Here is a 13,037-nt window from a genome sequence, read left to right as displayed (position 1 = left end):
AAATGACGCGAACTTGATCTGCGCCCGGCTTTTCGGCGCAGCGTCGGAGGCGGACCCGTGATAAAACCGGCGTGGAAAAACCGGAGGGCGCACATTGGCGATCAAAACCATGCTCAGCCGCAGAGGCGTGTTCCTTGGGGGCGCAGCCGCTGTGCTTGCGGGTTTTGCGATCCGCGAATACCGTCTGATCCCCGAAGACTTTTCTGGCGGTACGTTGACCGTCGCTCAGGCGCATGAAAAGGCTGTTGCGGGGGAAATCCTGTTGCTCGACATCCGGACCCCGCGCGAATGGCGTGCCTCAGGCATCGGGCAGGGCGCTCAACCGCTGGACATGCGCCGTGAAGACTTTCTGGATGCGTTGGATCGCCTGTCCGGCGGTGACAAGGGGCGGCCGATTGCCGTGATCTGCGCCCGTGGTGTGCGGTCAGCGCGGCTTGGCAACAGATTGACCGAGGCGGGCTACGGCAACATCCTTGACGTGCCCGAAGGGATGCTGGGGTCAGCCGCAGGTCCGGGCTGGGTGCGGGCCGGGCTGCCGGTGCAGGCGTATTCGGAGGGGGCGTGATGAGGCTCAGGGATCTGTTGGCTGTGTTGTTCGCAACGGCCGCAACTCCGGCATTGGCCGTGTGTGGGCAGGATCAGGGTGTTTGCGAGACTGAAACCGGAAGCTATCGCATCGAGCTGCCGGAAGAGTCCAACCCGCCATTGGTCGTGTTCCTGCACGGGTATGGCGGCAGCGCGCAGGGAACCATGAAAAACCGCGGCATGGTCGAACCCTTGCTGGCGCGGGGATATGCGGTCATGGCCCCCGAGGGGGCCGAGCGGAACGGTCGAAAAAGCTGGAACTTCTATCCGGGGTGGGACGGGCGAGACGAAGCCGCGTTCCTGAAGGAGGTTGTTGCGGATGCGGCCCAACGGTTCGGGGTCGATGACCATCGCGTGGTGCTGGGGGGATTCTCGGCCGGCGGCTTCATGGTGAACTATTTGGCCTGCGCCGATCCCGAGGCATTCTCGGCCTACGTGCCTGTCTCAGGAGGATTCTGGCGCCCGCATCCCGAAAGCTGCGCGGGGCCCGTGCGCCTTTTTCACACACATGGCTGGACCGACAACGTGGTGCCGCTAGAGGGGCGCGCACTGGGCGGTGGTCGGTTCCTTCAGGGCGATATCTTCGCCGGGCTCGAGATCTGGCGGCAGGCCAACGAATGCGCCGACAACCGTCCAGACGGGTTTTCAACGACAGGCCAGTTCATGCGTCGCAAGTGGACCGCCTGTGCTGACGGCAGCGCATTGGAGTTCGCGCTGTTTCCCGGCGGTCATTCCGTTCCTCGGGGTTGGGCCGACATGATGGTGGATTGGTACGAAGGATTGCCCGGCGGGTGATCATTCCGCCGGGGTCATGGTTCCTTTGCCCTCGATCAGGCGTTTCAACTCGTTGCGATGCGAACGTGCCGCCCGCGTGATGGCGGGCTCGTGGAAATCCTCGGGCATGCCGACCATGCGACGCGCCGCAGCGGCAGATACGCCGCTGAGAGCGGAGAGCGGTACCGCAAAAGTCAGGCTGATGGCGATTGGAGCCAGCCAGACCGAGACCAACCCGGCGAGGATACCCGCGCTCAGCGCGAGGCCGCTGATGGTTTCGAGCGCGTGACACACGATCAGCGTCCGCAGCACATAGGTGCCGCCATCCCGTGCCTGCGGAGTCCAACCTTTTTGCACACCGAGAAGGGTGCGGAACACGGCGATCATCTGCTGCACCATAAGGATCGGTGCGTACAGGATCGACAGCACGACCTCGAACAGGAATGACGCAAGAAACCGGGTCCGGCCGCCGAAATCTTCATAGCGAACACCGCTGAGGGGCAATGCCAGTGCCCCCAGAATCTTGGGGGCCAGCAGCATCGCGTACATGACAAGTATGATCAGAACATGCCGCGTTTCGGTCATTTCCGGCCACTGGGGGAACATCGGATTGTCCGGGCTGAAATAGTGCAGCACCGAAGCATCCTTGCCCTGACCGATCAACGCCCACATGACCAGCAGTGCGAACCACAAGGGTGACATCAGGTATCCGACGGCGCCGTGGAACAGATGAAACCGCGACACGGCCCGAAACCCGGTCGAGCCCAGCAGACGCAGATGCTGCAGGTTGCCTTGGCACCAACGGCGGTCGCGTAGGGCGTGGTCGATCAATGTCGGCGGTGTTTCCTCGTACGAGCCTCGGATGCGCGGCAGAAAGCGCACGCCCCAACCGGCACGGCGCAGCAACCCGGCCTCGACGAAGTCGTGGCTCATGATCAGCTGTTCCCGGCCCGAGAGCGAGCGCAGCTTGGGCAGACCTGCGCAGGTCGCAAAGGCCTTGGTGCGGATGATGGCGTTGTGGCCCCAATAGTTGCCTTCCTGGCCGCACCAACGGGACAGGCCCTCGGCAAATGCGATGCCGTACACACCATTGGCGAATTGCTGCATCCGGGCAAAGACGGACTGGGCACCGATCAGTTGCGGATAGCTTTGGATCAGGCCGGCGCCGGGATCGCGGGCCAGCGCGTCGGTCAACCGTGCGATCGCACGCCCGGTCATCAGGCTGTCGGCGTCCAGAACCAGCATTGCATCCCATGCGCCACCCCAGCGGCTGACCCAATCAGCGATATTGCCGACCTTGCGGTCTGTATTCTGTTCCCTGCGTCGGTAATATAGCTCAAGCCCCGGGGCGAGCGTGGTACGCAGCGCCTCGATGCTGGCCTGTTCCTGGGCCGCAATTTCCGGATCGCGGGTGTCGGACAGGATGAACATCGCATAGTGATGCTTGCCCCCTCGGGCGCGCAGTTCTTCCAGCATCGTGCGGGCATTGCCCAACACGTTCCACGGCACTTCGTTGTAGACGGGCATCAGCAAAGCGACCCGCAGTGGCTGCGCACGACCCTGCCGTACCGGACGCTCTTGCCGGGCCAGAGAGACCATGCCCAGTAGGACTGTGCAGACCGTGAAGGAAATCCAGAAGAAATTGAACGAAATCAATGCCAACAGGATGGCTTCGACCACGTTTATCCCTTCGGCGTCGAACCAATCCGCCATGACCCACAGCAAAGCAACCGAGGCGGCCATGGCCGGGGAAAACGCCAATGCGCGCCAAAGGCCCGCCGACGACCGGCGGGCATCCGCAGGCGCTTGGGCGTCCCGAAACCCGGCGGCAAAATCCTGCTCCGGCATCGCCAGCGGTGCCTCGGGCGGCATGATTTTCAGGTCCGGGTTCATGCTGTCCATCTGTACATCCAGACTTCCGAGGCGGGCTCGTCACCCAGCCTCAATTGCGCGCGCAATTCGACGTGGTCGCGGTCGCCCGGCTGAAACGAAAAGGCCAGACGCAAGCCGCCCGTGTCCGGGTTGCGTTGCAGAACCCCATCCGAAGTTTCCGCATGAGGCGACTGCACGAACACGCTGAGGGCGTCCGGATCGTCGAACAACTCGCTGGCTTCGAAGTCGATCACCGCAAGCCGCCCTTCGCCAAACGTGTTCTCGCCCATGGCGGTATTGATCACCCGTGGCATGGCGGTCCGCTGAGGTTCCTCGCCCCAGATCAGGCGGTACGACAAGTCGAGCTGAGCACCGGCAGCGACCGGTTCAGCGGGACGCCAATAGGCGACAATGTTGTCGTAGATCTCCTGATCGGCCGGAATTTCGACCAGAGTGACCGTACCTTTGCCCCAATCGCCCATCGGCTCGACCCAAAGGCCGGGGCGCTTGTGGTATTGCGCCTCGAGGTCGGCATAGTCGGAAAACGCGCGTTTGCGCTGCATCAATCCGAACCCGCGCGGCTTCATGTCGACGAATGAGGACACCTGCAATCGCTTGGGATTGGCGAGCGGGCGCCAAATCACTTCTCCGGCCCCGTTTCGGATCATCAGACCGTCGCTGTCATGCACGGCCGGACGGAAATCGTCGAACCGGTTGCGATTGGTCTGATCGAACAGGAACATCGACGTCCCCGGTGCGATCCCGACGTGGGGAAGCTCTTCCCGAGCAAACAGGGTCGCCTGCACCTCCATGATGCAGTCGGTGCCGGCGGTGATATCGAACCGGTAGGCGCCGGTTACACTGGGACTATCCATCAGTGCGTGAACGATCATGTTGCGTTGGCCGGGCTTTGGGCGCTCCAGCCAAAATCGGATGAAATCCGGAAATTCTTCGCCCTCGGGATCCCCGGTTTTCAGTGCAAGACCTCGGGCTGACAGACCATAAACCTCGTGTAGGCCGATGGCACGGAAATAGCTGGCTCCCTGAAAGACGCAGAACTCGTCCGTCTTGCCAGGGCGATGCATCTCGGTGCGCAGCCGGAAACCCGAAAAACCCAGCGTTTCGTCTACGGGCAGATCGGGGACATCCTCGGCCCGGTCGAACATCTCGAGGTCGAATGCAACCGGCGCGGTCATCCCGTTCTCAACTGCCGAGACCTGAACGGTTCGGGGGAAGTAGAGGCCGGGGGTGAAGAAATCGACGTTGAACGGCGTATCGGTCCCGTACCAAAGCGCACGGTCCAGCCGGAAACGGATGGAGCGGTACTGTTCGTAGGTGAGGTCCTGCCACGCCTGCGGAACGGTTTCGCGCGCCTCGTAGGGGCGGCTGGCCAGATCGCGGGCAAGGGCGATGATATCGGCCCGGTCGAATGGCACCTCGCCACCGGTGGCAAAGGTGGCCGGGGCGAAGGCCAGCGCCGTAGTCGACGCAAGGAATGCACGACGCGTGAACTTCATGACTTCGATTTCCATGGGTGTGATTTGAACCAAGCGGCCAGATAAGCCACGCCGATGATCAACGCAAATCCAATTAGGTTTGCGGCCAGAACGGTGGCGAAATCCCGCCCAAATTCGTCGAGGAAAACGCCGATAAGTCGTGCCGCTGCCATGGAAAATACAAAAACCGCCAAGGACTGCTGGCCCACTTTGGTGATCTGCTTCAGGATCCATCGCCACAGCTGCGCGCCGATCGTGTTGCCGGTGGCGATCAGGCGATGCCCATGTTGCCCAGCAGCCACCCATCCCAGGTAGGCCAGCGACAGGAAGTGCATGTACCGGAACAGGCCGAAATCGGTTTTTTCGCGCAGCTCGCTTGTCAGGGGCCAGACCTTTCGGATGTTCTCGGCAAGATCCGGCGCGGCCGCCTGGACCCACAAGAACACTTTCCACGATCCGAACGGGGCTGAGAGGACAAGGAACAATGCCGCGGCCCAGATCAGCGTCTTGGAAACCGGCGGTGCAGGAATCCAGCCCCGCATGAATGCAAAGCCGGTGAAAAACAGCAACTGCCATCCAAACGGGTTGAAGAACCACTGGCGGTCAGACCACGGCTCGGCCGGAAGCGCCAACATACCGGTCTGCGCCACCAGCCAGATCGCGACCGAGACCAACCCGACCGCCCAGATGCTGAGGCGCGACAGGCCCATGAATATCGGCATCATTGCCAGAACGACCAGGTACATCGGCAGGATGTCGAAATAGTTCGGCACATAGGTCAGTGTGAACAGCCCTACCATCTGTGGCATCGGGTCGTTGAAGAAATGCTGCAGGTTCAACCCCGAGACATAGCTTTTGTCGAAGGCTCCCGACAGATCCAGCGCCGCCATGGACATTGCGACAAAGAAAAACAGACAAATATGGGCCCAGTAGACCTGCCAGATGCGGAAGCTGACCCGGGCGGTACCCATCCACCAGCCCTTGCGCTCAAACGCGCCGCCAAAGGCGATCGCCGAAGCCATGCCCGAGCAGAAAACAAAGATTTCAGTCGCGTCCGAGAACCCGAAACGGGCCGGGATCCATCTGGCCCAGGGGTCGTTCGGGATGTGCGCGATCAGGATGATGAACATCGCAATACCGCGATAGAAATCCAGCCGCGGGTCGCGGGTTGTGGCAGCAGGGGCGGAGGATGCCGCCACCGGTGCAAAATCAGAAGCGGGCGAAGCGGTCGCCATTCGTTTCTCTGTCCTTTGTGGTCGTCTTGTTATTCAGCCGGTACGCTTTGCACACCGGATTGGTCGCGGGCCGAACTGATCAGAGCGCGGCGCGCGAGGGCGTAATTGTCTTCGGTGCCGGTCCGTTTGGCCTTGCGGTCGTCCAAAATGCGCTCGACATCATCGAGGCGTCCGGCACGCAGGCCGGAATCGATCGTAATGCGTTCAAAAACATCCCTCTGGGCGTGACTGCCGCCGGCCAATTGCATCGAATTTCGCGCATTTGCAAGATGCTCGAAGGCTTGGAGATAATCGCCTTTTCCAAAGGCCTCGAGCCCTATGGCGGCGGCCAAGCCCGGGTCGGCCATGCGACGTGCCGTGTCGGTTGCGGGCTGTTGCGAGTCCTTGTGTATACGGGCCAGCAACTTGGCGGTCGAGTCGGGCCTGTTGTCACCAGTCAGTGCCAAAAGGTAATGCAGATCGGCGAAGATCAGACAGCCGTCTTCGGTGCGGGCGGCGCTCAGGTCGGCCAGTTCTTCCCATCGGGTGCCAATGTCCACGCCTTCAAGCTCGAGCCTCGACAATAGCGAAGTCGCATTCGAAATATCGCGATAGTCATCTGTCTTGTCTTGGCGAATCTCGTGGTCGTACAGATCAAGCACCTGGTCGATCTGACCCAGATCCAGATGCATCAACGCTTTGTGCCACCACACGTGATACCGGAAGTTGTTGCAGTGGGACCAGGCAGCCTCGCGCCCGGCCAGCCAGTCCAGGCCAGATTGCGCATTGCCCGTCATTTCGTGCACGTGAGCGACTGCGTGCAGGCCCCACGCGTCGTCCGAAACCATCCACAGGGCCTGACGCCCTGCGATCTCGGCCTTTTCATAGGCACCGGTTTCTTCCAACGCAAAGGAATGGCACCCAAGCAGGTATCCACGACCGGGGTGATCAGGCGCATAAGCTGGCAGAACCCGTTCGATTGAGCGTCGCATCCCTGCGGAATCACCCAACACGAAACGGGTCGCGTGGCTGAGCTTCATGGCAAGCGTGTCCTCGGGGTGAGTGCGCAGAATTGCCTCGAAAGTTTGTACGGCGCGGGTGGGTTGGCCTGCCAGCCAGTGATCCAGGGCCTCAAGATACAGTGTCTCGCGGGCTGAAATCGGCTGCTCAGCGGCCGCACTCTTTGCCGTGGCGGCGGCCTGATGGGCGACCTCCATCATTTCCCGGCGCCCCAACAGAACCATGAAAAGCCCCTTGATGGCATGTCCAAGCGCAAAGCCCGGTTCAAGCTCAAGCACCTTGCCCAGATGCTGAGGTGTGACGGCTGCGTGTGCCATGAAACCAAGCAGAACACCATTCCACGCTTCGGCGCTGTCCGGGTGGGTCAGGGTGTTCATCTGTCCGAAAACATCTTGCTGCATGCTTGGGTCCAATCTGGTTGCAAAAACTCACACTCTTGGACTTAGCAGAGTGTGCAGACGGGACGTAACAGTATCGGGCTTGCTCTCGAATTGGTGAAAGCTTGTGTTCGCAAAAAGCGAAAAAAATCGCCGATTCAATGACATGTTTCAGCGACTTGCCGCCGAAAAAGGCAGAGTGTTTCAATCCTCGAAGGGGTTTTCCGCGTTCAGAACCGCCTGCGTGTCAGCGCCGAACTCGGGCGGAGCGGAGCGATAGGTCACCGGGCTGCGGGACAACTTCAATGGATTCCCGATCAGACGCACCGGGCCGGGCCGGGCTGGCATATTCACTTGCATCCCCCGCGTGGCCACTTGGTCCGAGGCAAAGACCTGATCCAGCGTCTGAACCGGGCCGACCGGCACTTTCAACGCCTCAAGGCCATCGATGACGGCCTTGGTCTTCAGCCGCTGCAGCGCGGGCCGCAGAACGGCGTTCAGGGCGTCGCGGTGTTCCAGCCGGGCTGGGTTGGTGACGAACCGCGTGTCGTCGGGCAGGTGGCTCAACTCCAGAAATCCGCAGAAGCGCCGGAACTGGCTGTCATTTCCCACGGCCAGAATGACGTGGCCATCAGCTGTTTCATAAACATCGTAGGGCACGATGTTGGGGTGCCCATTGCCGCGCCGTAGTGGCACCTGGCCCGAGGTCAGATAGTTCACGCCCTCGTTGATCAGCCACGCGATCTGGCTGTCGACCAGCGCGATGTCGATCTGCTGGCCTTCGCCGGTCTGATCCCGGTGGCGCAGCGCCGCCAGAATGCCGACGGTCGCGTACATGCCGCACATCACGTCGGCGATGCCCACGCCCACCTTCATCGGGGCTCCGTCAGGCTCGCCGGTCAGCGACATGATCCCGCCATAGCCCTGCGCCATCAGGTCATAGCCCGGCTTGGCAGCGTTTGGCCCGGTCTGGCCGTAGCCCGAGATCGAACAGTAGATCAGCCCCGGAAAGTCCCGCGAGAGGGTTTCATGGTCCAGCCCGTATTTGGCCAGCCCGCCGGGTTTGAAATTCTCGATGAGGATGTCGGCATGGGAGGCCAGCCGCCGGATCTGTTCCTGCCCCGCTGGCGAGGCGATATCGATGGCGACGGACTTCTTGTTGCGGTTCGCGGCCATGAAATAGGCGCTCAGATCGGTCGGGTTGCCATCCGCGTCGGTGACATAGGGCGGCCCCCATTGGCGGGTATCGTCGCCACCGGTTGCCGGGTTTTCCACCTTGATCACGCTGGCGCCCAGATCGCCCAGCAGCTGCGTGCAGGTCGGCCCGGCCAGAATGCGTGACAGATCCAGAACCTTGACGCCCTTCAGCGGCCCTTCAGATGCGGCCATCATAGCCTCCGCGGTCGATCTCGGCGGAGATCACCGTAAACGTGTCGGCGGCCATCGCGGACTTCAACGCCGCGCGCAGCTCGGCGCGGTTGCGCACGGTGTGGCCGTTGCCGCCGAACGCCCGGCCCATAGCGGCATAGTCATGCCGGTCGAAATCGACGCCCCGATTGCCCATCTGGCGCTGGCGCTGTTTCAGCTCGATCAGCGCCAGGCTGGCATCGACAAAGACCAGAAAGATCGGGTTTCCACCCATTTCTGCGGCGGTCGACAACTCACCGGCCACCATCAGGAATCCGGCATCGCCGGAAAAGCTGATTACCGGGCGGTCGGGTTCGGCCAGTTTCAGGCCAATCGCCATCGGAACAGCGCAACCCATCGTGCACAGCGCCGAAGACTGGATCAGGTCGCGCGGCTCCAGGCACTGCCACATCTGGCTAAGGAGGATGCGATGCGCACCGCTGTCTGCGGTGGCCAGTGTTTCGGGGGGCAGGGTGTCGCGGGCCTCGGCGATCACGGCGGCGGGGCCCCAGTCGTCATCGGAGGGAAAGGCCGCGGCCAAGGCGGCCTTGACCTGCGCCGGTTGGCCTTGGGGCCAAGTCGGTCGCGCAGGGTTGCCCTTGGCGATCGCTTCAAGCGTGGCTCCGGTATCGGCCACCAGGTTCAGCCCCGCCTGGTGCATGTAGTGGTCATTCACCACGGCCGAGATGTCGATCACCCGTTTCTCGTCCGGGTCCCAGATCTCGCGCCAGCCGGGGCGCATTTCGATTGGGTCGTAGCCCAGGCACAGGATCAGGTCGGCCTGTTCGACCAACGGTACAAGCTGCGTGTCGGCAAGGGGCGACAGGCCCGCGCCACCTAGGCACAGCGGGTGATCCTCGGGCACCACGCCCTTGGCCTTGTAGGTCGTGACGAACGGGATGCCGAAATGTTCCAGAAACGCGCGCACCACGCTGCGCGAGTCGTCATGCAGCACGTCCAGCCCGATGATCGCCAGCGGACGCTCGGCCTCGGCCAACCAGCGGCGGGCCTTCTCGAGGCATGTGCCCTCGGGCGCGACGCGGGCGGCCCGGGTCAGCCGTCGGCGCTTGGCGACCGACACCCGTGTATCGGCGACCGAGATCGGCACGTCGATATGCACCGGCCCGGGGCGCGGCTGCGTGGCAAGCGACACGGCCTTGTCGGCGATGATGTCGGCGCCCTTGGCCGTCAGGGTGAACGTACCCTTGGTGATCGAGCGATAGACCTGCGCATGATCCATGACCTGATGGGTGTAGGTCAGCGCCTCGTCGGCATCGACGCAGCCGGTCAGCACGATCATCGGCACCCGGTCCTGCAGCGCGTTGGCCACGACATTGATGCCGTTCATGGCCCCAGGACCCAGAGTCGCCACCAGAATCGCCGGCGCGCCATCGCGGTGATGTACCGCCTCGGCCATGAAACCAGCGGAGTTTTCGTGCTTGGTCAGGTGAAAGGTGATCCCGGCCTGTTCCAGCGCATCGACCAGGGTCAACACCTCGCCTCCGGGCATGCCGAAGGCGTGGCGGCACCCGGCCTCGTACAGCCGTTGCGCCAAAAGGTCCGCAGCGCGGGGGGACAGGTCCTGCATCGAACAAGCTCCGTAAGTTCCGTTGCGCAGCAGATTGCGGAGGTTCCGGGCCGGCGCAAGCCGCATCACGTCAGTGTGACTATTTGACAGCCAAATCGGCGATGGCGGCGAACTTGGCGTCCAACTCTGCGGCGATCGCGGGCAAGGTGTCGGAGCCGCCGGTGTAGGAGGCAAAGACAAGGCTGGGTGTCTTGTAGGACAGCGTCGCGGTGCCATCCTCGTTTTCCGTGACGTACAGGCGGATCGGCGCCTCGATCATCGCGGGCACCGATTGTTCCAGAACCCGCACCGCATAGTCGTTGTTGAAGACGCCGATCACCCGATTGCCTGGAATGGTGATGCCGCGCGCGGCGGCGGCCTTGGTGGGCCCGGCCTGCGTTACCACGATCAGACCGTTTGCCTTGACCGCTGCGATCGTGTCGGCCACCAGCGCGTCATGGGTCTTGGTCGTCGGGTGGACGGCCCAACCCGGCCGGGGTTCGATATCGGCCGCCAGCGCGGGAAGCGCCAGCAGGCCTAGGAAAAACATAAGACGTGTCATCACGGGCTCTCCAAGTCGTAGTTGGCCCAAGTCTTCCCGAATTCCCGGGTGCGTACAGTCACAATATCGTGGGTGGCGGGCTTGCGCCGGGGGTGCGAAACCCGCACAAGCGACAGTGTGAAACGGAAAAAAGGCAGGCGAGGGGCATGCGTGTTTTGATCTGCAGCAGCTGCGCGGGCGAGCGCGACTTGCTGGCCGAGCGTCAGGCCGTATTGGAGGCCGTGCGCGCTGCGGGACTGGACGGGCGGGTCGAGATCGCCGAGCATGCCTGTTTCAGCGGCTGCGAGGAGCCGACCGTGGTGGCGATGCAGGGGGAGAGCCTGGCGTCCTACGTGTTTTCGGGAATCGATCCGGTCGCCGATGCCGATGACATTGCGGCGACCTGTCGGACCATTCTGCACAGCCCGAATGGCTGGATCGAAGACGCCCGGCCGTGCGGGCGGCTTCGCTTGTGTCTGCGGGCGCGGATCCCCGCGTTTCAGTCCACCTGAACCGTAACCGAGGCGCTGACCGGCACCCCATCCACGGCCAGCGGGCTGTGGCTGTTGGCGTTCAGCGAGACCTCGATGGTCGTTTCGCCCTTGGGCAGGTCAGGGATGTGCATCCAGTTGCCATAAAGCCGCGCCAGCTTGACGCCGTTCACGTAGACATGCGCATGGCCTTCGCCGGGTTTGTCGTCCAGCGAGGCGTGCTCGGGCGCGAACGTGAAGTTCCGCGGCATCACATGCAGGTTCCAACCCGCCATCGGGTCGGGGGAGACGGCGATCTCCAGCCCCGGCGCGTCCGGTCCGGCGGGCAGGTTGATGGCGGTGCTGTGGTCATGGGCCATGGCCTCGGCGTGATGGCCGCCATGTTGGGCGGGGTCGGCATGGTCGTGGCCGTCGAAGGTGACGCCGTTGGCCGCGGCCAGCACGAACCCGGCACCCCCGCCAAAGACCAGACCGATCGCGAAAAGAGCAAGCGAGCGTGTCATCTTGTTTCCTAAAAAAGCAAATGACCCGCCGGTTGGGCGCCGGCGGGTCGTGGGATTTCGGGGATCAGGCTGCGGCTTCGACGCGCTTGCCCTCGCTTTGCCAGAAATACCCGGCAAACGAACCCAGCAGCACCCAGGCCACAAGGCCCACACCGAAGGCGCGCGCGGCGAACAGTGCCCCGATCTCGGTCGGAACCGGCCCGGTGAACACGTCGGGTTCCGGTGCGCCGATCAGGTGCGGGGCCATCAGCAGCACGGCCGCAACCAGATAGCTGACGATGTTGCCACCGAAAGCGATCAGCCACATGGCCACACCAGCAGCCGCGACGGTTGCCCACCACCAGATCTGCCGCGCAAACACATCGGCTGCGGCAACGCCCGGAACCTCGGGGGCCAGGGTGAAGCCCGGCGCCAGGTGAAAGGCGATGAAACCGGCAAGGCCCCACAGCACGCCCGTGCGCCCGTCAACCGGGTGGCCCTGGGCTTCGGCCAGCGACATCAGGGCGACCAGAACCAGCGCATAGCCGGTATAGGTCAGCATCGTGAACACCACGCTCAGCCCGTCGCGGGTCAGGTCCGAGAACATGCCCGGCAGCTCGGGATGGGCCGAGACGGCTTCGGCTCCGAAATGCACCAGCTCTCCGGATTCATACAGTTCAGCATGCAGCAACACAGGCTGCACGAATACCAACTGCAGCAGGGCGACGATCAACCCGGCTGCAGCACCAGCGAACAACGCGCTGGTCAGAATGCGACTGAACATTGGTTTAGTGGCAGGGGAAGCCGGTTGCGTGGCGCACGTCATGCGCGGCGTCATGCAGCGCCGATGCCTGAACGTGACCGGCCAGAGCGATGATCCCCAGGCCCAGGGCTGCCGCGAACACTGCCGAAAGAATGCCAGCGCGTGCCGTTGATGCGGTTTGCGTTTGTGTCGTCATTTTCTGTCCTCCTGTGCCGCCGCACCCGACGGCCGGTGTTTCATTGTTCGCCTGGCAGGTCTCCTGGCTTGCGGGTCAGCGCCTCTGTTCGCCTTCCCCCCGAACGGATCGGGAGTGGCTGGTTGAACAGGGCTCACCGCTTACAGTCGCGGGGGCGGCTTTGGATTTGACCTGCGCGCAGGCCGCACCAAATTCCCTCTTAGCATCCGGATGTCTCCGGCAGGACCAGACCCGTCCATTTAGACGTGAATG

13 protein-coding genes and 1 riboswitch are annotated in these 13,037 nt (G+C 62.9%); of the genes, 3 read left to right on the top strand and 10 right to left on the bottom strand.

Annotation, left to right across the window (positions count from 1 at the left end):
- The first annotated feature begins 109 nt into the window (after positions 1-109).
- Complete coding sequence (locus tag ACR0NY_RS05705) at positions 110-565, top strand: rhodanese-like domain-containing protein (RefSeq protein ID WP_093962612.1); 456 nt, start codon at positions 110-112, stop codon at positions 563-565.
- The gene (locus tag ACR0NY_RS05700) at positions 565-1,380 is read left to right on the top strand and encodes a CE1 family esterase (RefSeq protein WP_170368753.1); all 816 of its coding nucleotides are present in this window, start codon (positions 565-567) and stop codon (positions 1,378-1,380) included. The genes ACR0NY_RS05705 and ACR0NY_RS05700 overlap by 1 nt, the downstream gene beginning before the upstream one ends.
- On the opposite strand, the gene mdoH is transcribed toward ACR0NY_RS05700, so the two are convergent.
- The 7 genes from mdoH to ACR0NY_RS05665 all read right to left on the bottom strand — a co-directional run bounded on the left by mdoH (position 1,381) and on the right by ACR0NY_RS05665 (position 10,874).
- Positions 1,381-3,252, bottom strand: coding sequence for a glucans biosynthesis glucosyltransferase MdoH (mdoH, locus tag ACR0NY_RS05695; protein WP_170368927.1), 1,872 nt, complete (start codon positions 3,250-3,252; stop codon positions 1,381-1,383). It abuts the gene before it with no gap.
- Positions 3,249-4,748 carry an OpgD/OpgG family glucan biosynthesis protein gene (locus tag ACR0NY_RS05690; RefSeq protein WP_170337703.1) on the bottom strand — a complete coding sequence of 500 codons (1,500 nt, stop codon included), beginning with the start codon at positions 4,746-4,748 and terminating at the stop codon, positions 3,249-3,251. The genes mdoH and ACR0NY_RS05690 overlap by 4 nt, the downstream gene beginning before the upstream one ends.
- A complete protein-coding gene (locus ACR0NY_RS05685; protein ID WP_170368752.1) occupies positions 4,745-5,962 on the bottom strand; it encodes an OpgC family protein in 1,218 nt (405 codons plus the stop codon). The genes ACR0NY_RS05690 and ACR0NY_RS05685 overlap by 4 nt, the downstream gene beginning before the upstream one ends.
- A gap of 29 nt (positions 5,963-5,991) precedes the next feature.
- Positions 5,992-7,362, bottom strand: coding sequence for a tetratricopeptide repeat protein (locus tag ACR0NY_RS05680; protein ID WP_170337707.1), 1,371 nt, complete (start codon positions 7,360-7,362; stop codon positions 5,992-5,994).
- Between the two features lie 180 nt (positions 7,363-7,542).
- The gene (locus ACR0NY_RS05675) at positions 7,543-8,727 is read right to left on the bottom strand and encodes a CaiB/BaiF CoA transferase family protein (RefSeq protein ID WP_170337709.1); all 1,185 of its coding nucleotides are present in this window, start codon (positions 8,725-8,727) and stop codon (positions 7,543-7,545) included.
- Positions 8,714-10,333 (bottom strand): thiamine pyrophosphate-binding protein, encoded by a 1,620-nt coding sequence (locus ACR0NY_RS05670; protein ID WP_170368751.1) that lies wholly within the window; start codon positions 10,331-10,333, stop codon positions 8,714-8,716. The genes ACR0NY_RS05675 and ACR0NY_RS05670 overlap by 14 nt, the downstream gene beginning before the upstream one ends.
- 79 nt (positions 10,334-10,412) lie before the next feature.
- Entirely contained in the window at positions 10,413-10,874 is a 462-nt protein-coding gene (locus ACR0NY_RS05665) for a DUF302 domain-containing protein (protein WP_170337712.1), read from the bottom strand.
- A gap of 146 nt (positions 10,875-11,020) precedes the next feature.
- Here ACR0NY_RS05665 and ACR0NY_RS05660 point away from each other — a divergent pair, with 146 nt between their 5' ends.
- Positions 11,021-11,365 carry a DUF1636 family protein gene (locus ACR0NY_RS05660; RefSeq protein WP_170337714.1) on the top strand — a complete coding sequence of 115 codons (345 nt, stop codon included), beginning with the start codon at positions 11,021-11,023 and terminating at the stop codon, positions 11,363-11,365.
- On the opposite strand, the gene ACR0NY_RS05655 is transcribed toward ACR0NY_RS05660, so the two are convergent.
- The 3 genes from ACR0NY_RS05655 to ACR0NY_RS05645 all read right to left on the bottom strand — a co-directional run bounded on the left by ACR0NY_RS05655 (position 11,353) and on the right by ACR0NY_RS05645 (position 12,785).
- A complete protein-coding gene (locus ACR0NY_RS05655) occupies positions 11,353-11,847 on the bottom strand; it encodes a hypothetical protein (RefSeq protein ID WP_170337716.1) in 495 nt (164 codons plus the stop codon). The two genes, ACR0NY_RS05660 and ACR0NY_RS05655, sit on opposite strands and share 13 nt — an antisense overlap.
- A 64-nt stretch (positions 11,848-11,911) precedes the next feature.
- A complete protein-coding gene (locus ACR0NY_RS05650; protein ID WP_170337718.1) occupies positions 11,912-12,610 on the bottom strand; it encodes a CbtA family protein in 699 nt (232 codons plus the stop codon).
- A gap of 4 nt (positions 12,611-12,614) precedes the next feature.
- Complete coding sequence (locus tag ACR0NY_RS05645) at positions 12,615-12,785, bottom strand: CbtB domain-containing protein (RefSeq protein WP_170337720.1); 171 nt, start codon at positions 12,783-12,785, stop codon at positions 12,615-12,617.
- A gap of 36 nt (positions 12,786-12,821) precedes the next feature.
- Positions 12,822-13,030: riboswitch (cobalamin riboswitch) on the bottom strand.
- Positions 13,031-13,037: the final 7 nt, after the last annotated feature.

Source organism: Ruegeria sp. BJ5 (assembly GCF_056537865.1).
Note: the sequence above shows the minus strand (reverse complement) of the source record. Positions and strands in the feature narration are given on the sequence as shown.